18 protein-coding genes and 1 tRNA gene are annotated in these 20,809 nt (G+C 39.3%); 7 read left to right on the top strand and 12 right to left on the bottom strand.

Annotated features, from left to right (window positions below):
- Window positions 1-281: 281 nt before the first annotated feature.
- Window positions 282-1,598, top strand: a complete 1,317-nt coding sequence (locus MTCD1_RS04585) for a DNA recombination protein RmuC (protein WP_057181581.1) — start codon at window positions 282-284, stop codon at window positions 1,596-1,598.
- A 210-nt stretch (window positions 1,599-1,808) separates the two neighbouring features.
- Here MTCD1_RS04585 and MTCD1_RS04580 read toward each other — a convergent pair whose 3' ends face one another.
- Window positions 1,809-3,146, bottom strand: coding sequence for a sodium-dependent transporter (locus MTCD1_RS04580; RefSeq protein WP_057181712.1), 1,338 nt, complete (start codon window positions 3,144-3,146; stop codon window positions 1,809-1,811).
- Window positions 3,147-3,312: 166 nt separating this feature from the next.
- Between MTCD1_RS04580 and MTCD1_RS04575 the strand changes: the two genes are divergently transcribed.
- Entirely contained in the window at window positions 3,313-3,975 is a 663-nt protein-coding gene (locus MTCD1_RS04575; protein ID WP_057181711.1) for an MBL fold metallo-hydrolase, read from the top strand.
- Window positions 3,972-4,796: an ion transporter gene (locus MTCD1_RS04570; RefSeq protein WP_057181580.1), complete on the top strand. Its 825-nt coding sequence runs from the start codon at window positions 3,972-3,974 to the stop codon at window positions 4,794-4,796. Before MTCD1_RS04575 ends, MTCD1_RS04570 begins: the two co-directional genes overlap by 4 nt.
- A 103-nt stretch (window positions 4,797-4,899) precedes the next feature.
- Here the strand turns inward: MTCD1_RS04570 and MTCD1_RS04565 are convergent, their stop codons facing one another.
- Entirely contained in the window at window positions 4,900-5,355 is a 456-nt protein-coding gene (locus tag MTCD1_RS04565) for a YaiI/YqxD family protein (protein ID WP_057181579.1), read from the bottom strand.
- A 107-nt stretch (window positions 5,356-5,462) separates the two neighbouring features.
- Here MTCD1_RS04565 and MTCD1_RS04560 point away from each other — a divergent pair, with 107 nt between their 5' ends.
- Window positions 5,463-5,816, top strand: a complete 354-nt coding sequence (locus MTCD1_RS04560; RefSeq protein WP_057181578.1) for an MGMT family protein — start codon at window positions 5,463-5,465, stop codon at window positions 5,814-5,816.
- Between the two features lie 89 nt (window positions 5,817-5,905).
- Here the strand turns inward: MTCD1_RS04560 and MTCD1_RS04555 are convergent, their stop codons facing one another.
- Together MTCD1_RS04555 and tpx are read right to left on the bottom strand one after the other, a co-directional pair.
- A complete protein-coding gene (locus MTCD1_RS04555; RefSeq protein WP_057181577.1) occupies window positions 5,906-6,376 on the bottom strand; it encodes an Hsp20 family protein in 471 nt (156 codons plus the stop codon).
- Window positions 6,377-6,666: 290 nt separating this feature from the next.
- Window positions 6,667-7,338 carry a thiol peroxidase gene (tpx, locus tag MTCD1_RS04550; RefSeq protein WP_057181576.1) on the bottom strand — a complete coding sequence of 224 codons (672 nt, stop codon included), beginning with the start codon at window positions 7,336-7,338 and terminating at the stop codon, window positions 6,667-6,669.
- Window positions 7,339-7,510: 172 nt separating this feature from the next.
- Between tpx and MTCD1_RS04545 the strand changes: the two genes are divergently transcribed.
- Both MTCD1_RS04545 and MTCD1_RS04540 read left to right on the top strand, forming a co-directional pair.
- Window positions 7,511-8,626, top strand: a complete 1,116-nt coding sequence (locus MTCD1_RS04545) for a response regulator (RefSeq protein WP_057181575.1) — start codon at window positions 7,511-7,513, stop codon at window positions 8,624-8,626.
- A gap of 89 nt (window positions 8,627-8,715) precedes the next feature.
- A complete protein-coding gene (locus MTCD1_RS04540; RefSeq protein WP_057181574.1) occupies window positions 8,716-9,684 on the top strand; it encodes a GGDEF domain-containing protein in 969 nt (322 codons plus the stop codon).
- 41 nt (window positions 9,685-9,725) lie between these two features.
- Here MTCD1_RS04540 and lnt read toward each other — a convergent pair whose 3' ends face one another.
- The 7 genes from lnt to MTCD1_RS04505 all read right to left on the bottom strand — a co-directional run bounded on the left by lnt (window position 9,726) and on the right by MTCD1_RS04505 (window position 18,759).
- Window positions 9,726-11,324 carry an apolipoprotein N-acyltransferase gene (gene lnt, locus MTCD1_RS04535; protein WP_057181573.1) on the bottom strand — a complete coding sequence of 533 codons (1,599 nt, stop codon included), beginning with the start codon at window positions 11,322-11,324 and terminating at the stop codon, window positions 9,726-9,728.
- Window positions 11,317-12,195 (bottom strand): CorC family transporter, encoded by an 879-nt coding sequence (locus MTCD1_RS04530; RefSeq protein WP_057181572.1) that lies wholly within the window; start codon window positions 12,193-12,195, stop codon window positions 11,317-11,319. The genes lnt and MTCD1_RS04530 overlap by 8 nt, the downstream gene beginning before the upstream one ends.
- 97 nt (window positions 12,196-12,292) lie before the next feature.
- Window positions 12,293-12,751 (bottom strand): rRNA maturation RNase YbeY, encoded by a 459-nt coding sequence (gene ybeY, locus MTCD1_RS04525; RefSeq protein ID WP_057181571.1) that lies wholly within the window; start codon window positions 12,749-12,751, stop codon window positions 12,293-12,295.
- Window positions 12,751-13,866: a PhoH family protein gene (locus MTCD1_RS04520; protein WP_057181570.1), complete on the bottom strand. Its 1,116-nt coding sequence runs from the start codon at window positions 13,864-13,866 to the stop codon at window positions 12,751-12,753. The genes ybeY and MTCD1_RS04520 overlap by 1 nt, the downstream gene beginning before the upstream one ends.
- A 45-nt stretch (window positions 13,867-13,911) precedes the next feature.
- On the bottom strand, window positions 13,912-15,354 hold the full coding sequence (miaB, locus tag MTCD1_RS04515; protein ID WP_057181569.1) for a tRNA (N6-isopentenyl adenosine(37)-C2)-methylthiotransferase MiaB: 1,443 nt from the start codon (window positions 15,352-15,354) through the stop codon (window positions 13,912-13,914).
- 161 nt (window positions 15,355-15,515) lie between these two features.
- The gene (locus tag MTCD1_RS04510) at window positions 15,516-18,317 is read right to left on the bottom strand and encodes a ligand-binding sensor domain-containing protein (RefSeq protein ID WP_231733050.1); all 2,802 of its coding nucleotides are present in this window, start codon (window positions 18,315-18,317) and stop codon (window positions 15,516-15,518) included.
- Window positions 18,280-18,759 carry a hypothetical protein gene (locus tag MTCD1_RS04505; protein ID WP_057181568.1) on the bottom strand — a complete coding sequence of 160 codons (480 nt, stop codon included), beginning with the start codon at window positions 18,757-18,759 and terminating at the stop codon, window positions 18,280-18,282. Before MTCD1_RS04505 ends, MTCD1_RS04510 begins: the two co-directional genes overlap by 38 nt.
- Window positions 18,760-19,241: 482 nt before the next feature.
- Here MTCD1_RS04505 and MTCD1_RS04500 point away from each other — a divergent pair, with 482 nt between their 5' ends.
- Window positions 19,242-20,435, top strand: a complete 1,194-nt coding sequence (locus tag MTCD1_RS04500) for an FAD-dependent oxidoreductase (protein ID WP_057181567.1) — start codon at window positions 19,242-19,244, stop codon at window positions 20,433-20,435.
- 303 nt (window positions 20,436-20,738) lie between these two features.
- Here MTCD1_RS04500 and MTCD1_RS04495 read toward each other — a convergent pair.
- A tRNA-Met gene (locus MTCD1_RS04495) sits at window positions 20,739-20,809 on the bottom strand.

Below are 20,809 nucleotides of genomic sequence, written 5' to 3'. Positions count from 1 at the left end.
AATGTCAGCAATGTGGTATAAATAGACCTAATTCTCACATCTAAGCCTATTTATAGGTGATTACTCAGCTTATTAAATTAACTCTATATCCTAGGGTTATCTTTATCTTTATCATTATTTAATAAACGGCCCTGTTACAGAGTTTAATCACTCTGGACAAAATTTAGAAATAAACTGGAACCCACACAAAGCCACAGTTCTTGCCTTTGTGCTTGCCTTTCAGAAAGATACTGGTAATATTTACAGTGTAGTGCGTTTGGCACCTTATTGAGATTGAGAAAATGACTTTTACCCTAGAGCAACAGCAGTTGCTATCGACTTGGTTGCCTGTACTGGCTTTTGTGGTGTTGGCCTTGCTATTAATACTGGTGCTAGTGCGGTTAGCAAAGCAAGAAAAACGTTTACAAGTACACAATATTGACTTGTTTAGTCAGTTAGCAAAACAAACTGAGCAACAATTTTTACAGCAGCTTAGCCAATTACAAGAAAAGCAGCAATTGCAGTTAGCTAATAGCTTTGAGCAGCAAATGGCTGATTTACGGATTAAATTATTAAGGCAATTTAATGAGCTGCAAGCGCAATTAAATCAAAATCAAAATCAGTCACTCGATCAACTTATTAAACATTTAAATGCCACGGCCTTTAGCAATCGGGAGGAGTTGTCGAAAACATTAGCGCAAAGCAGCGATCAAATGACCAAGCGTATTGATGCTTTAACGGACTCTACCGATAAACGTTTACAAGAGATCAGTGGTCAGGTCGAAAGGCGTCTGAGCGAAGGCTTTGAAAAAACCACTAAAACCTTTAGTGATATCTTACAGCGTTTGGCATTAATAGATGATGCTCAGAAGAAAATCACCGAGTTATCTACCAACGTGGTCAGCTTACAAGCCATACTTAATGATAAGCGCTCACGAGGGGCCTTTGGCGAAGTGCAATTAAATAGCCTGATCAGAAATGTGCTACCAGAGCAAAGCTTTAAACTGCAGCATACCTTATCAAACGGAAAAATAGCCGATTGTATACTGTTTTTACCTAAACCGACCGGTAATGTTGTAGTAGATTCAAAATTTCCCTTAGAAAATTACCGTAAAATGATGGACTTTGAAGCCCCTGAATCTGAGAGGAAATCAGCTATGCGTCAGTTCAAAATCGATATTAAAAAACATATTAATGATATTAGTGATAAGTACCTCATTGATAACGAAACTGCCGACGGCGCTATTATGTTTATTCCAGCGGAAGCTGTTTTTGCTGAGATCCATGGGCATCAAAGTGACTTAGTTGAATATGCTCATAGGAAACGTGTTTGGTTGGCATCACCCACCACCTTGATGGCGATATTAACAACCGCGCGCTCGGTCCTTAAAGATGAAGCGACTCGTCAGCAAATCCATATCATTCAGGCACATTTGTCTGACTTAGCACAAGACTTTAATCGCTTTAAAGGCCGTTTTGCTAACCTTGCCAAACATATAGACCAAGCGGCAACCGATGTTAAACAAATTCATACCTCGGCAGATAAAATATCAATACGTTTTGAGAAAATAGAGCAAGTGGACTTGACTGAGGAAGATGTGGCGTTACTGGATAAATAAAGTTGGTGGTGGCGGAGAGTAGCTTAACATCAAATGCCAACAGCCTCTTTACGGCTAAAGGCTATGCCCATTTAGTAGTTCAGCTATTAAGATGACAGGTCATTGATAAGGTCATTATGGCCTGCTGTTTTTATATCACAACAGCATTAGTCAGAGCCTACGGGTGGTAAGCAGGCTCTGGCTAATTAGCGAGTTGTTTAACTAAGGGTTTTAAAAGGCCACATTAACAAAGACGACCAATAACAATGCTGGGCAAATAAAGCGTAAGTAAAAACCAAGCAGTCTTAATGATTTATCTTGCGCTAATGTTGCTATGTCGGTTAGTTGATTACCACGCTTCCACAACCATCCTATAACAATAAAATAAAACAGCGACATCAGTGGTTGCAGCACAGTAGTGAGTAATTGGATGACTAAAGCAAAGAGTTGCTCAAAAAAGGCAATAAGTAACATGCTGGCAACTAAAACTAATCCAGATACTAACCAGGTAGCATTTTTTCGTGTCATGGCTTTATCTTCAATTAAATAAGCCACAGGGACTTCTGTTGAAGAAATGGTTGAGGTGAGGGCAGCAATTGAAAGCAGCGCAAAAAAAGCAAAAGAGACAATTAAACCGACAGTGCCCATGGAGCTAAATAGGGTTGGCAGAATGTTAAAAATAAGCTGACCTTCACCAATTAAATGACCGTCAATAAATACTTCTTGTCCTGCATGTTGGGCAACAAAAAGTGCTGGGATAATAAGTAAGCCGGCGATAAAAGCAATAAAGGTATCAAGTAAGGTTATCGAAAGTACTAACTTGCCAACACTCTCTCCTTTAGGCATATACGAGCCATAAGCCATCATGGCACCAACACCTATGGCCAGTGAGAAAAATGCTTGTCCCATGGCTGAAATAATAAGTTTGGGCTCGGTCACTTGTGAAAAATCAGGGACTAAATAAAGCGTTAATCCTTCCATAGCGCCATCTTGTTGCAGGATATAAATAACTAAACCACCTAGCATAACGAGTAACATTGGCATTAAGCGTGCCGACCAACGTTCAATGCCGCTGTGCACACCTTGGTGTACTATGGCTGCGCCAAGTACGATGAAAATAGGGGTGAAAATAACGTTGCGCCAGGTGCTTGACGTGGATAACCATTGCGATAATGACATTAAACCAACTAATTCAGCCAAAGATGCCAGCGCATGAGCCAACATCCAACCTGCCACTATGGTATAAAAACTTAACATCATCATGGCGCCAATAATGCCAATAATGCCGGCGATATGACCGAGTTTTTTAAAGCGTTTACCACAAGCCGATGCTAATGCGGCTACAGGGTTCGTTTGTGCTTGATTGCCGATGTAAACTTCTGCATAAAGAGCCGGCAGGGCGAGTAAAAAAGTTACAATTAAGTAGACTACTAAAAAGGCGCCACCACCGTTATTTGCCACTTGTGTGGGAAATCCCCAAATATTGCCTAACCCTATGGCAGCACCTGCTGCAGCTAAAACAAAACCAAGACGAGAATGAAAGGAATCACGGGAAGAAACGGTGGTCATAGAGAGATAGTTAATCGTTAATATTAGTTGCGCAAAGCTTACCGAGTTAACACGCTTAGGGGAAGTGTTATTCATGGCTTTTGTTACCTTTTTGTCATCAATATACCCTTGGAACTTATGATATAATGCCGCCATTTTGTAAATAGTAATGATTGAAGAGCGAGTTATGTTAAAACATGAAATTATCCCGGTAACGCCTTTTGAGCAAAACTGTACGCTATTTTGGTGCAGTGAAACCCAACAGGCTGCGGTAGTTGATCCCGGTGGTGATATTGACAAAATCAAAGCGGCTATCACTAAACATGGCTTAACGTTAGCAAAAATATTAATTACTCATGCTCATCTTGACCATGCCGGTGCGACCCACGCCTTAGCGATAGATTATGATGTTATTATTGAAGGTCCACATAAAGAAGATCAGTTTTGGATAGATGCTCTCGAACAGCAAAAGCAAATGTTTGGTGAGGCATTTAACTATGCAGAAAAATTCACACCTACGCGTTTTTTACAACAAAACGATAGCGTAAGTTTTGGCAATATTACCTTAGAAGTTTATTTTTGCCCCGGTCATACCCCAGGTCATATAGTGTTTTTTCATCGAGAGTCAAAACTTGCCCAAGTGGGTGATGTTTTATTTAGCGGTTCCATTGGCCGTACTGATTTTCCCCGTGGCGATCACGCCACCTTAATTCATTCTATTCGTAACACTCTTTTTCCACTCGGAGATGATGTGCGATTTATTCCGGGTCATGGTCCAATGAGCACTTTTGGACAAGAGCGTCGCAGCAATCAGCATGTCAGTGATGCTGTGATGGGCGTGAGTAAATGAGTCGTTTGATCTTAAGTGCTCAGCGCCAATTAAGTAACATAGACGATAGTAAAATTTTTCAAGGCATTGTTATTGCCGTTATTTTATTATCCGCGTTATTGATTGGCGCTAAAACTCATAACTTGTCCGCTAATGCTATTGCAGTATTATTACTTATGGATGTAGCGGTTACGGTGTTTTTTGCCATAGAATTATCTATTCGTTTTTTTGCTTGCCCTGAAAAAAAATACTTTTTCAAAAGTGGCTGGAATATTTTTGATACTGTCATTGTCATTGGTAGCCTAGTGCCATCGGGCGGGTCAGGGATTTTATTGGCTCGTTTATTAAGGGTGTTTCGTGTTTTACGCTTAATATCTATAGTGCCAGAGCTGCGTTTGTTGATTAATGCCTTACTTAAAGCCATACCTCGTATGGGCTATATCGCGCTACTGATGTTTGTTATCTTCTACATTTACGCTGCCGTAGGTAGTATGTTTTTCCATGAAATTAATGAAGTATTATGGGGCGATGTATCTATTTCAATGTTGACCTTATTTCGTATCGCCACCTTTGAAGATTGGACCGATGTGATGTACGAAACAATGATTGTGTATCCATTAAGTTGGATTTACTATTTGACCTTTATTTTCTTAACCGCTTTTATCTTTTTAAATATGATGGTAGGTACGGTATTAGAAGTGATGAGCCAAGAGCATGAAAAATTTCGTGCTGAGCAACACGGTGAAAGTGCAGAAGGTGGTGAACCAGCAAGTCGTGCGCAAATAGATAACTTAGAAAAACAGTTGCAAGAAATTAAAGTGCTTTTACTTGAAAATAAGTAGCTGAAAGAACGTAATTTAAAAATAAGCCAGTTGAGAGAAAAGAGGCCGATACTCGTTTGAGTATCGGCCTCTTTGGGTTTATTGAGTCGTATGTTGGCACTGTTTATTGAGATTTTTTAAACTGAGTAATAATACGGTCAAGGTGATTGGCGAAGTTTTGTCTATCGGTTTGATTTAATGCCGGTGGCCCACCAGTGTGCACACCACTAGCACGCATAGTGTCCATAAAATCACGAATATTGAGCCGTGATTTAATATTCTCTTTGGTAAAAAGTTCGCCGCGGGGGCTAAGGGCAATACCAGACTTTGTTATTACTTCATCCGCCAGTGGAATATCACTGGTAATAACCAAGTCATGGGGCTCAACACGTTTAACGATCTCATCGTCAGCAATATCAAAGCCACTGCTTACCTGTATAAATTTGATAAAAGGTGATGGCGGTATTCGAATATTATGGTTTGCTATCAAGGTCGTGGCTATTTTGGCTCTATCAGCGGCTTTAAATAAAATATCTTTAATTACCACTGGACAGGCATCAGCATCCACCCAAATTTTCATGTTTTTCCTTAGCATAGTGTAATTGATGTTTGTGCTGCTATGATAGCGTATTCACTGGTCAATAAAAAATGGGCTAATCAACGCTTGATAGCGCAGGACGTAGAAAAATGATATACCCACATTACCAACAAATATGGCAAACAGTGCAGTTAATTCCTCATGGCCGAGTTGCTTGTTATGGACAAATTGCTGATTTTGCCGGGTTGCCTGGTCGTGCTCGTCTGGTGGGTAAAGCGTTAGGTAAGGTGCCAAAAGAGGGATGGCAAGGGCGACGTGTGCCATGGTTTCGAGTTATTAATTCACAAGGAAAAATATCTTTTCCGCTCGGCAGTGAATATTTTGTTAAGCAAAAGCAGCATTTACAAGATGAACAGATAGTGGTGCTTGGTAGCCGAGTACAGCTAAACGATTTTCAATGGCAACCAGATTTAGCAGAAATATTGTTTTCACTGGAGTTTTAATAGGTGTGGGCAGACATTTAACTTGCTTCATTAAAACAAAAAAGCCCAGTCAAAGACAGGGCAAAAACAAAGGGAGAAACAGTTAAGAATTAAGCGTTACTAGGTAATAAACTTTTGCCGTTAATGGCTATCTTACGAGGTTTTAATGCTTCAGGAACCTCTCTTTCTAAATCAACGTGCAATAAGCCGTTTTCCATAAAGGCGCCAATAACTTTTACGTGCTCGCCAAGTTGGAACTTTCGCTCAAAATTGCGTTCGGCAATGCCTTGGTGGAGAAACTGTCGGGGAGTTTTACCTGCCTCAACTTTTGGTTTATCTCTGACTTGCTTGGTGCCAACAATCGTTAAGCTACTTTCTTTTGATTCGATATCAATATCGTCTTCGCTAAACCCAGCCACAGCCATGGTAATGCGGTATTGATCTTCCGCTAATAACTCGATGTTAAAAGGCGGGTATGATGATTGTTTGTCAGCTCGTGAGGCTTTATCGATTAAACCAGCTAAGTGGTCAAAGCCAATAAAAGAGCGGTATAGTGGACTGAAATCGGTAGAGTTACGCATAATAAGTTATCCTAATATATAGCAATAAAATGATTATTATTTTCAATGTTGGCGTTCAGCTATTGAGCAACTCACTAGCAAAGCAATATTGCCTAGTAAATTACTGCGCGAATACGCGGGTCATTTTAAATAATGCTGCCTTTCACAATGAACAGGCAATTTCTTGGTGTAGCCCCTTGCGGCGACTACACAATTAGAGATGGGATTGTTTATTTGTTTTTCAAGAATATAATTGCAATAAGTTAAAGTTTAATTGTTAGTTCTTTGTTTTTATTGGTGTTTTAAGTTGATTATTTTTCTGTTTTTTTAGCTGCTTCTTTAGCTGCTACCGCATTAACAACAATAACGGGGGCCGTATATCTTACCTTTGCTAACGCTTTATCATAATTAGGCTGCTGTGATATGTTGGCAACAAGCTCTTTGTAAACAATCTTGCCTTGATTATCAATGACGAATATCGCTCGGGTAAGCAAGCCCATATCTTTAATTAATAGACCATAGTTAGTACCAAACTCACGCCACACTGAATCTGATAGTACTTTAATACTATCGATTTTTTCAACATCACAAAAACGCTTTTGGGCAAATGGCAGATCATTACTGATAGTTAAAACAGTGATGTTTTTAGGTAACTTGGCCGCTTCTTCATTAAAACGTTTGGTTTGAATAGAGCAAACGCCCGTATCTAAACTAGGTACAACAGAAATAAGTAAGGTTTGCCCTTGGAAGTCTTTCAGTGATACTGGCGCGAAGTTTTTATCAACCACTGTAAACGGCGGCGCTTGTTCGCCAACCTTAACTTGTTGCCCTAAAAGGGTGACATATTTGTCGCCAGCTTTAACCAGATTATTGCTTTGTTTTAGCTTATCCAGATCAAAAGAGTAAGCCTGACAGTTAAAAGCCAGGGTAAAACTGGCGATAAAGAAAGCACATAAGGTGATGTTTGAAGTAGGAAATTTCATGAAGTATTAAAATAATGGTTAAGGTGAACCGATATTAGCCGTTTAGCGATAAAAGTTCTATAAATAGAACTTTATCATTGTGTTTTATATTGGATACTCTATGGTTATCAATAGAGGCTAGAGATGTTTTTACCCGGCCGTTGTTATCGTTTATGTAAGGCCCAAGATTAATATGACCACTAAATTATTAATTTGTGATGATTCTAATATGGCGCGAAAACAGGTGGCGCGTTCATTACCCGATGGTTGGGATGTAGAAATAAGTTTTGCGGCCAATGGTTTAGAATGTATTGAGGCGATAAAGGCAGGCAAAGGCGATGTGCTTTTACTTGATCTTAATATGCCAGAGATGGATGGTTATCAAGTGCTTGAAACCATTTTAGCAGAAGATTTACCCACACTTACCATAGTGATATCGGGTGATATTCAACCCGAAGCTCATCAACGTGTTACTCGTTTAGGTGCGCTAGATTTTATTCAAAAACCCGTTAATAAAGATATTCTTACCAAGGTATTATCGTCTTATGGCGTATTCTCAAAGGAAGTCGCTACCACTGAGCCAGCAGCAGCGATAAAAGTTGCGCCGATTAAACTTCCTGTGGCAGAATTTGATAGCCAGGAAGATCGCCTTTCTAGCCAGCTTGATGTCTCTACCGTTGACAGTACCCCTTTGACTGCTGAACCAGAGATGACTTTATCGGCTGAAATGCGTGATTGTTATCAAGAACTCGCCAATGTTGCTATGGGGCGGGCGGGTGATTTACTGGCACGTTTACTCAATGTTTTTGTGGTGTTACCGATTCCGAATGTTAACTTCATTGAAGTGAGTGAACTTCGCATGGCGTTAAAAGATATTGAAAATCATGAAAGTACTTCAGGTATTTGCCAAGGTTTTATTAGCGCAGGTATTTCAGGAGAGGCTTTATTAATTCTAAATGATTCAAGCTTTAAAGATGTCGCCTCACTGATGAACTATCAATATGATGCTGATATGGGCACTGAATTAGAGTTATTAATGGATTTGGCTAATGTACTTATTGGTGCTTGCTTAAAAGGGGTGGCAGAGCAACTTGATATCCAGTTCAGCCAAGGACATCCTGAGGTATTGGGACAACATAGAAAAATATCTGATTTAATTGCTAATAATGCCAATAAATGGAAAAGAACCTTAGCCATTGAAATAAGCTATGGCATAGAAAACTACCCAATTAAGTGTGATTTGTTGTTGCTTTTCACTGAAAAATCAATGAAAACACTTAACAATAAGTTGGCTTATTTGATGGATTAATTACTGAGTTAATCGCAGTTAATACATTAGCTTGTTGTTATTAACAAGTGACACAAGTTCGCGCTGGAAAGTGATGACAGGAATGGTTTATGACGTTAGAAAAATCACAATTACATGAACTGCATTGGATAATGGAAATGTTGCACAACATCGACGTTGGTCTCGTTGTGCTCGATAAAGAGTTCACTATACAAATATTTAATGGTTTTATGGAAAATCATAGCGGTTTATTTCCCCGTGAGGTAAAAGGTAAGCTGATATTTGATCTGTTTCCAGAGATACCTAGAGAGTGGTTTACCCGTAAAGCTGAATCAGTCTTTTTACTGAAAAATAAAGCCTTTACTATATGGGAGCAAAGACCTTACTTGTTCAAGTTCGATAGTTATCGTCCGGTAACGGGTAGTGAAGAATTGATGTATCAAAATACTACTTTTATTCCGCTGCTCTCTGCAACGGGTGAAGTAAGCCATTTATGTTTAATTGTTTATGATGTCACCGATACAGCAGTGCATAAACTAAGCTTGAAAAAAGCTAACGCAGAATTAGCCCTATTAAGTCAAACCGATGGCTTAACCCAATTATTTAATCGTAGCCACTGGGAGCAATGTTTATTAGCCGAGCATAAGCGCTGGAGTCGTAGCCAGAACCCAAGTTCTTTAGTGATGATTGATATTGACCATTTTAAGAATATTAACGATAGTTATGGTCATGTTGTAGGTGATAAAGTCATTCGTCACATTTCCGGCTTAATTCGCCATCATGTCAGGGAAACCGATGTTTGTGGTCGTTATGGTGGTGAGGAATTCGCTATTTTATTGTCGGATACTAATCTTGAAAATGCCTTCATTTTTGCTGAACGACTGCGTAAAGAGGTCAGTGAGGCTATTGTCACTTATAACGATATCAATGTTAAGTACACCATTAGTATGGGCATAGCTGAAGTTGATGAAAGTATTGAAACCCATGAAGTATGGATTGAATGCGCCGATGCTGCCTTGTATCGTTCCAAAGAAACGGGTCGTAATAAAACGTCTCTACACCCCAAGCAAACAAAGTGATTTATAGAACAGTGGCTGTTCAGGCCACTTTTTATTGACTGTTAAAACTTAAAAAGTTTCAACAAAACCAATGGCATGAATACCATCAAAAACAATATTAAATTCGGCCATTGGCTGTATGGCGTATAACCACTGACCAACTCAATCTTACCTCTAAGTACCACTTCTACGAATTGTGGTGCTATGGCAGTAATTTCACCCAAATGATTAACAATGCCGGTAACACCATTATTTGTTGAGCGTATTAAGGGCCGGCCAAATTCTAACGCGCGCATTCGGGCAATTTCAAAATGCTGATGTGGACCATGAGAGTCGCCAAACCAGGCATCATTACTGACGGTCAGTAGCAATTCTGTTTTATCGGTAAAATTGGCGGCTACCTGGAGTGGGAAAGCAACCTCGAAGCAGTTTAGCGGTAAAATATGAAAATTATTGGCCACTAAATTTGGTTGGACATAATTACCTGCGGTGAAGGACGACATAGGTAAGTTAAATAAGGGGGCTAGAGGACGCAACCATTCTTGAAAGGGAATAAATTCACCAATGGGTAGTAAGTGGCTTTTATAATACCTATTGCTGTGATTGTAATAATAGCCTTGTTCATCCTCTGTGGTTTTCTTACCTAAAACCAATAAGGCATTATAATACTCTTTACTTTCAAAGTTATAATTAATTATCCCGGTAATAACAGCGCTGTTATTTAAAATGGCTGAACGGTTCACTGTGCTTAAAAAGTCCTGAACTGCTGGCTCCAGTGCCGGAATAGCTGATTCAGGCCAAACAATTAAGTCGGCATCATAGTTTACCCGTGTTAAGTCGAGGTATTTAAGCATCGTTGGCCATTCTTGCTCGGGTTGCCATTTGATCGACTGGGCAATATTACCTTGGATAAGGGCAACTTTAGCGCTTTTTCCCGTTAACTCAGTCCAACTAACCAGACTTAAAGCCAAACTAGTAACAAGAATACTTGCTGCTAAAGCCATAGGGAATATTAAGTCTTTGCTAGATATGTGTGTATTAGTGTCTTGGTTCTTATTTTTAAATAAGGCCGACAAGATATTATATATTTTGACCCAGCAAATGTTTACTAACAGGATAATAGCCGTTAGCCCGACTTCACCAATAACCGGGGCAAAGTTAGCTAAGGGGCTGTCAATTTGACTATAGCCAAGTGATAGCCAAGGAAATCCGGTCAGCACTACTGAACGTAAATATTCACAAAAAAGCCAAATAGAGGGTAATAACCACAAGTTAACTTGTTTGTTTTTAGATAAAAGAGCGGTTAAATAGCCGGCAAGTGCCGGAAATAGTGCGAGGTAGGAACATAAAGCTAGCATTAACAGTAAAGACACTATCAGTGGCAAACCACCAAATTGATCAATACTGACATGGACCCAGCTAATACCACTACTAAACCAACCAAAGGCAAACAGAGCCATTTTTTTAGCGGCTAGTTTAGGCGAAGCATGGCTGACTTGGTGTAGTATTATGCTAGGTAAAATTAATGCTAGCCACCAATAGGAAAATGGCGCATAAGCAAACACCAAGAAAAAGCCACTAAAAAAGCACAGCCAATTTTGTTTGTTTGTGAGTTTGCTTAATATCGCTGAAAAAATAACGCCCTTGGTGATATTAGTCACTCATTCTACCGTTAATTTCATGACCTTTGTCAACACTGACTTGTAGCACTTGTATGCGTCTATTATCAGCAGCCAGTACTTTAAATTCAAAATTCCCTATGTTTATAAGTTCATCTTTTTGTGGCAAGTGGTTAAACTGACGTAAAACAATGCCGCCAATGGTAACCGCATCGCTTTCATTAAAGTTGCAATTAAAGTAGTGATTAAAGTTACTCAGCTCAGTAAGCGCTTTTACTAAGTAGACATTGCCGGCTAATCTCTTGATTTCGTCTTCGTTTTCATCATCGGTTTCATCTTCTATTTCACCGACAATTTGTTCTAAAATATCTTCAATGGTGATAACACCTGAAACACCGCCATACTCATCAACAACAATAGCCATATGATAGCGATTAGAACGAAACTCTTTTAATAAGGGTTCAACTTTTTTACTTTCGGGGATAATAATGGCAGGGCGAATGATATCCCTTAGGCTAAAATCATCCTTTTGAGAGCTAAAACCAAAGGCGAGTAGATCTTTTGCTAATAAAATACCCTCAATGTGATCAATATTTTCATTAACAACGGGAAAACGTGAATGACCAGACTCTAGGATAATAGGCAGGAATTCGTCAAGACTATGGTTAATATCGATAGTAACCATTTGCGAGCGTGGGATCATTATTTCTCGAACGCGCAATTTAGAAACGTCTAAAACACCTTTGAGCATTTGTTTAGTTTCAGGATTGATCAAGTCTATTTCTTGCGCATTATCTAATGCATCTACCAATTGATTTTTGTTTTTCGGCTCAGGTATTAGTATTTGCATAACTTTATGAAAAAAAGACTTATTGGCTGAACCGGTTCTAGAGTGGGGGGTGTCATCGCTCATAGAGCTATTATTCTTCCTTTATTATGTTATTGAAAATGTTATTTGTTAACCCATGTTAACTGCCAGTGAAATCCTGCATATCACAGGGGTACGGCTATCAATAAGGGTTGCTAATGCCTAATTTCGCTAAAATGGCAATCTCGATAGTTTCCATTTCAACAGCATCACTGTCACTTATATGATCAAAACCAACTAAATGCAAGCAACCATGTATAACAAGATGTGCCCAATGATCAAAGAGGGCTTTGTTTTGTGCTTGTGCTTCTAGCTTCATGACTTCTATGCAAATAATTAAGTCGCCTAATAAGTTAAGCTCTATGCCGTCAGGTACCTCAAAAGGAAAAGATAACACATTCGTTGCTTTATCTTGGCCTCTATATTGACTATTTAGTTGCTGGCTTTCGTCACTATTAACTAAGCGAATGGTGAGTTCAAATTCCTGCTCTGGCTTACTAGTGACTTCTGCCAAAGCCGTATCAACCCATAGTTGAAATTGCGCTTTAGTGGGTAATTCGGTTGCTTTACAAGCAATTTGTAGATCGATGACATGAGCCATTAGCTTAGCGTGCTCTTATCATTGTTTTTTTGTTGTGCCTGCTTTTTTTCTTGTTTTTCTCGGTTTGTTTTTTGTTCATGATTATCATAAGCGTCAACAATTCTGGCGACAACGGGATGGCGAACAACATCCTTAGACTGAAAGAAATTGAAACTAATGCCCGGGATATCTTGCAGCACTTCAATACCATGGCGTAGCCCTGACATTTGATGACGAGGTAAGTCAACTTGGGTTATATCACCGGTGATCACAGCACGAGAATTAAAGCCAATACGGGTTAAAAACATCTTCATTTGTTCAACCGTAGTATTTTGACTTTCATCTAATATGATGAAGGCATCATTCAAGGTTCTGCCACGCATATAAGCAAGTGGCGCAACTTCAATGACTTTGCGTTCGATAAGTTTCTCGACCCTTTCAAAGCCAAGCATTTCAAAAAGCGCGTCATAAAGTGGCCTTAAATAAGGGTCTATTTTTTGTGATAAATCCCCGGGTAAAAAACCTAGCTTTTCCCCCGCTTCTACTGCTGGTCTGGTCAGTATAATACGACGCACTTCTTGGCGCTCTAATGCCTCTATCGCACAGGCGACAGCTAAATAGGTTTTACCTGTACCCGCCACACCGACACCAAAGCTGATATCGTTTGTCCTTATATTTTGTACATAGGATTGTTGGTTACCATTACGCGGTTTTACGACCCCACGTTTGGTTTTTATGGTGACGATATCATCGTATTTTTTATCTAATTGATTACCTAACTCTGAGGCTATTTGACTGTTTGCTTGTGGCTGTTCTTGCTCAAGACAGCCAGACTCTAAAATAGCTAAATGCACCATTTCAGGGGAGATTATCTTACTTTTGCCCTTAACTTCTTGGCTTTCAAGATATAGCTCTTGTAAAACTTTAACCACTGCTTGGCAATTTGACGGCTTACCCATGATAGTAAACTCTTGGCCTCGGTAACTTATTTCTACGCCTAGACGGCGTTCGATAGTCTTTAAGTTATCGTCCATAGGGCCACATAAGTTTGCCTGCCTATGGTTGTCTACAGGCGTTAAACTGAAAACTTTTCGGGTTAACTTAAGTGACTTAGTCGTTGATGTGGTCAAATTCATTTCCGCTTTGTTAAATTAAAGTGCTTAATACTGCCCAAAGGGCTGCTATGGGGTAAAAGTACTTACACCTATATCGTCAAGGTTACTTGGCGTGGCCGTGTGGTGATTATTGGCTAAAATATCTGCTGGTGAATGGGCAATGCGCATACCCATGTCTTTTTCTTCTCTTACTAATTCGCCGCGTAAAGAGTTGGCAACTACATCAGTAATTTTGATATCGACAAATTGGCCAATAACGGTATGTGGGGCAACAAAGTTAACCGTACGGTTATTTTCTGTTTTACCCCGTAATTCCATTGGGTTTTTCCTCGAAGGGCCTTCAACGAGAACGCGCTGCTCGGTATTTAACATTTGTCTGGCAATACGTAATGCTTGTTGGGTAATACGGTCTTGTAACAGCTTTAAGCGTTTTTTCTTGGTTTCATCGCTAATATTATCGGGTAAATCGGCTGCCGGTGTACCAGGGCGAGCACTGTAGATAAAGCTGAAGCTTAAATCAAAATCAATGGCCTTAATTAAGTCCATGGTTGCCATAAAGTCTTCATCGGTTTCACCGGGAAAACCGATAATAAAGTCTGAAGACATGCTCAAGTCAGGGCGAACTTTCTTCAAACGGCGAATTTTAGACTTATATTCAAGCACTGTATGACCACGTTTCATTTGCGTTAGAATGCGATCGGAGCCACTTTGTACCGGCAGATGCAGGTGGTTTACTAGTTCAGGTACATCCGCATAAACTTCGATAAGATCATCAGTAAATTCAACTGGATGTGAGGTGGTATAACGAATACGATCGATGCCATCTATAGTAGCGACCAAACGTAGCAGATCAGCAAAGCGACAAATGCTGCCATCGTGGGTTGGACCACGATAAGCATTAACATTTTGACCCAGTAGGTTTACTTCACGTACGCCTTGCTTAGCAAGTTGGGCAATTTCATAGAGCACATCATCAAGGGGACGGCTAACTTCTTCACCACGGGTGTAGGGCACTACGCAGAAAGTACAATATTTACTACAACCTTCCATAATAGAAACAAAAGCACTGGCACCATCAGCTTTAGGCTCAGGTAGGCGATCAAACTTTTCAATCTCTGGAAAGCTGACATCAACAACCGGACTCTTTGTCTTCTGTACTTGATTAATCATTTCAGGTAAGCGGTGTAGGGTTTGTGGACCAAAAATCATATCGACAAAAGGTGCACGTTTACGTATAGCATCACCTTCTTGTGAGGCAACACAGCCACCAACACCAATAAGTAAATCAGGCTTAGTCTCTTTTAAACGTTTCCAACGACCTAATTGATGAAAGACTTTCTCTTGTGCTTTTTCGCGTATAGAGCAAGTATTAAGCAAAATAACATCGGCTTGTTCCGCTTCATCAACCAAGGTATAACCATGGGTTGAGTCCAACAATTCTGCCATCTTTTGCGAGTCATACTCGTTCATCTGACAGCCCCAAGTTTTGATATATAGCTTCTTACTCATTACTTCACTCTTCACACACAAATTTCACTGGAATTTACCTAAGCAAAGCCAGTAAAGATAAAAGGAGGCATATTTTATACCAATTAAGGACTAATTTCGAATGAATAAGACAACTAGTTGTAAATGTCTGTATTTTTTTTGCTAGCTGGGTAAATTATAAACTAATTTAAGGCCATTAATGGCACGCTAATTACCAACTGACTACTGCCGTCATCATTAGCAAAAATATTAAGTGACGCTTGATGTTTAGTGGTGATCTGACGAATAGTATAGCTAGCGAGGTCAAAGTTAATTTTACTATTAAGTTGGCTAAAAGAGTTTTTATCGCTATTAACAGTAAGCCATAATTTTTGTTTAACCTCTTTTAAGCTCAGACTGAAATTTTGTGCTTCACTCTTGAATATAGCTGACATAATGGCTTCAAATATCACTTTGTAGATATCGGCCCTTAGTTCATATTTAAGCTTATCCACCTTATCATCTAAGGTGAAGTGCAATTTAACTTCGTACTTGCTCTGGACATAGTCCGCTAAAAAGGGAATTGCCAGGGCTAAGGTTTTTCCGGCAAGGTTGTCAGGCTCTTGGCTATTAATGTTATCTTTAAGTACTAATATACTCTTCTCAATGAGTTGCTTACCTTGCTCTACATCATTATTTGCTAATGATGTCGCGGTTAGTTGTAAATTGCGTTGCAAAGTATTCATCAGCCTACCGTAATTTCGCATATCATCTTTGAGCAAGGTGTGAATATGTTTAATTGACTTTGTCCGTAAAAAAAGTAGCCATGAGGTCAATAACACGATAAATAAAACCAATACTGCATAGAAGATTCTCAGCTCTATTGTCCAGTACCACGGATAGGCAACATCAATCTCGGTATACGCTATGATATCACTCCATTGCCCTAAACTATTGGTGGCCATGATTTCAATATTGTAACGACCAGAAGCTAGTCCTGTTAAGGTTAACTGGTTATTATTTATTTTCTGCCATTGGTTGTTGTTAATACGATATTGATACTCTTTTGCTAGGCCAGGACGATAGTCTAAACTGGCTAAATCAAGGGTGATAACATCGTTACCACTTGCTATTTCGATGGTTTTATTGAGTAAATAGGCTTTACCTGAGATGGTGGTTTTACTAATAATAACATTGGGGTTAAATTGTTTTTTTGCAGATAAATTGAGTGCCAGTACGCCACTGTAATGGATGGCATATAGCGTGTCATCTTTGACTAACATGCTGCTGACAAAAGAATACTGCTGGCTATTCTCTATCATGGTTACTTGATAGTTTTTTGGTGATATTCGATATAACCCAGGTTTACCTGAGGCCCATATGGTGTCATTAATCAATAACATTTCGGTGAAACTATGACCTTTAGAAAGTTGGGCTAATAAGCCACCTTGTTGATTAAAAACCAAAATCCCATCACCTAAGGTTGAAGCAAAAATTTTGTTATCGGCATAAACAAAAGAGATCACTTTACTCTTATTTGGCGTGGTTAAGGTGATGAGTTTATTAAGGGTTGGCTGATAAATGCTAATGTTATTACTCGATGCTATCCATAGTTTTCCTGAGTCTAAAGGCAGTACATCAATAATTTCCGTGCTGGGTAAACCATCAATAATATCAAGATGTTTAATTATTTTGTTAGCACTCAAATCATAGATATAGAGGCCGTAATAATTAGTGGCGATATAAAGTAAGTTGTTTTTATGTTCTAGCTTTAAAATCAGTTTATCAGCAACAACATCAAGTTTTTCCACTTGTTTTGTGCTGTTATCATAGCGCCATAAACCATCATAACTGGCGATGTATAGGTCTTTATTTATCTCTAGCAGGTCAAATATCTTCAAGCCATTTTTAGTGAAAGCGCTATTAATATCTTGCTTAAATACCGGTTTTAAGAAATTTTGTAAACCCGCCCCATAGCTGCCAATAATAATTTCATTATCAAATAATGTTATTTCATTGGCATTGATTGGAATATCAAAAATAACTTTATGATTGGTAACGTAAGTCTCATTAAGCTGTTCAACGCCATGGCTGCTGATTAACCATAATCCACCTGATGCATCGTGAAACAGTGAGGTTAGGCGTACCGGAGTACTACTGCCATAATTGTGCGACAGTGGCAATAAGCTTGTACCATTATATTTACTTATCTTACCGGCATTGCTGACGGTAAAAAAGTTATCACTAGCAAAGGCTTTTGTTAAGGCATAAAGTTTTTCATTATGTTTGATACTTGATATATCACCCTCATTACTTAAACGGTAGATTTTATTGGCCGTAATGGCTATTACCGCATCAGACAGGGCGGTTAAGGCAGTGATAGGCTCACTAAGGATCTGTTGAAGTTGGTCATCTTGTAATTGATATAAGCCGTCACTGTTTGCGACATAAAGCTGCTCTTTATTATGAACAAGGTGCTTGATGGCGATATTGTCATCAAGCAACTGGGTTGTTTTTGTACTTGGATTGAAACGATAAAGCTTATTGGGTGCATTGATATAATACTGGTCTTTAAACCACACTGAGTGATAGTGGCTTTGCCTTGGAATATCAACGGCTAGCTTTTTAGCGACACCGTTATTGGTATCAAAGAGCCATAAACCATCCCTTTCTGAGGCGATTAATAGCTTATCATCAATGAGACTTATATCATTGATCCAAGAGTAGGGCAGCGGCCACTCTTGGTTATTGAGCGAGAAAGTGATGTTATTGCTGCCATCAAGCCGAGTTAGCCCTTGTTGACTCGATAACCAGATAAAACCATGTTTATCTTGCAGCATTTTTGTGACATTACTGAGGGTATTTATCGAGGCGATATTATCGGCGTGGCTGGCAAAACTGAAAATCAACAGGCTAAGCGCTATTAGTGAATAGCACTTAGCCTGAAATACTTTAGCAGAGAAAATACTAAACGATACTTTGTGGTGTTTTGTTGTCATTGTCATGTATTTTATCACCGCAGGCGGCAAATACTTTTGGCAGATCGCCATCCCTAATGGGTTTTTGTACCAACAAGTAAGTGGGTTTTCTAGGGTCATCGTGTTGTTTCTTTTCTGCCCAAGCTTTAGTTATTTTATCAGCAAATGACTGTCCGTACTTTACTGCGAAAGCGGTGACTAGCATGTCAACACCAAAGTCATCCATAACCAACATAGTGTTGTTATGGTATCCGCTTGTACTATCAAAATCTATATCAACAGTTAATATTTTGTTGTTCGGTAAAACTAAATCTGCTCTTAGTTTGGCAACAACGGCGCGATCGCTCTTTGCTTTTAACTGAGTGCGGTTAGGTTTTTCAGTAAAATCATAAATTAAATTGATATCTTTCGCGAGTCGTTTTTCTTCAGTATTTTGTCCTGAGATGTTTGTTTTTGCTAATGCTGACATAGTGCATCCTTATCATTCAGTTATATAGTTTTTATTATTACTCATAATATACCTTTAACGGCAACAACTTAATTTTTAAGTAATTCTTGCCTTAATTAGACGGCACATATTCCCCATGAACCGCCAAAGTCGACAATTCACTATAACTGAATTTTACTGACAAACAAGCTTTGTCTAACTACCATGAGATCAAAAGCATTGCATTTTCAGCTTATGTTAGTACCCCTCGCTGCTTCCTTTAGTAACATCAGGACACCCCTATTTATGTTCAACAAATTTGCGGGTGAATCTAGTATTCGTGCACTATTAACACTTTATTTACCGCCTTTGTTGAATATTTTAGGCCAGCAACTCGCTACTTCGCCTAAGTGGAGAGGGTTAAAGTGATGAACATGGGTGTTTAATGTAATAAAGCAGTCGAAAATAGCGCTAGGCTTGGGTAAAATAAAGGTATATTACAATATTGTTGTGAATTTTTAAGCATGGAACATTTTGATTGTGTAGTTATTGGTGGTGGTATGGTTGGTGCAGCAAGTGCACTGTCCTTAGCTCAACTTGGTTTAAAAGTAGCGTTGGTTGAACAGTACCAGCCCAAGAATTATGCTGTTCAACAAGCGCTTGATTTACGTGTATCGGCTATATCGCTGGCCTCTGAAAATTTACTTAATCAGCTGGGAGCATGGCAACAAATTAAGCAGTGGCGTGTCTGTCCATATAAACGCCTCGGTGTTTGGGAGCATGAAAGTGCTTATACTGAGTTTAATGCTCAAGACATTAAACAAACGCACCTAGGTCATATCGTTGAAAATCGATTAATTCAACTGGCGCTCTGGCAGGAAATTAGTGCTATGAGTAATATCCGTACTTTTTGCCCTGATAGTTTAGTCTCTTTAACCCAAGAGCACGACAAGGCAAGCTTAACACTCACCAATAGCGCATTAACGGCAACACTCGTCATTGGCGCTGATGGCGCACAATCAAAAGTTAGGGAAATGTCAGCTATTGGTGTGACTGGCTGGGATTATCAACAGTCTGCCATGTTGATTAATATTGAAACCTCACAGAGTCAACAAGATATTACTTGGCAACAATTTTTCCCAACGGGCCCGGTCGCTTTATTACCCTTAGCCGGAGAAAGTTCGTTAGGTGGTTATGCTGCATTAGTTTGGTATCACCAACGTGATGAGATCACTCGCTTAGCATCGTTATCCAATAGCCTGTTACAACAAGAAATTCTTAAACATTTCCCTAAACGCTTAGGTGAAATCAAAGTACTTGCTAAAGGTGCTTTTCCGCTAACACGCAGGCATGCTAATACTTATCAACATAAGCGGGTGCTGTTATTAGGCGATGCTGCCCATACTATTAACCCCATGGCAGGGCAGGGAGTCAATTTAGGCTTTAAAGACGTTATTGCTTTACAACACGTTATTGCTGACGCTATTGCTAATGGTGAAACTTGGCATGATGAAGCTGTGTTAGCTCGATATGAGAAAAAACGGCGCAAAGAGAACTTACTGATGATGACAACCATGGATGCCTTATATGCAGGCTTTAGCCATCCTTCGCCAGTGATTAAGGCGGCACGTAATTTAGCACTACTCGCCGTTAATAAAGTGCCCTTCCTCAACAGCACGATAAAAAATAAAGCCTTGGCTTATGCTTGTGGTTTATAGCGGCTGTGATTGACAGTTAAAGGTTTAACTCTTTCTCTATTTCTTTCGAGGGGGGGAGTTGAACCCTCACATTAATGAGGTCGAAAATAACATACGGGTAAACGGTGATAGAGACTCAAAAGAGTACCATAGTAGACGGCAGATATTAGGCTACAACACGATGAAATTTTTATTTTAAAGTTAGAGGTTATTTGTCAAAGGATAGTGCAGTAGGAATTTAAATATAGAGAATTTTTCTAAAGGGTAGGATATTTATTTACTTTCTTACAGCAATAAGAAATTCTCATTTTTATCGCGGTAAAATGGTGGCTACACCGGGATTTGAACCTGGGACCCCATCATTATGAGTGATGTGCTCTAACCAACTGAGCTAT

It is taken from the genome of Colwellia marinimaniae, from assembly GCF_002207865.1.
Taxonomy (GTDB): domain Bacteria; phylum Pseudomonadota; class Gammaproteobacteria; order Enterobacterales; family Alteromonadaceae; genus Colwellia; species Colwellia marinimaniae.
This window is presented reverse-complemented; position numbering and strand designations above follow the sequence as displayed.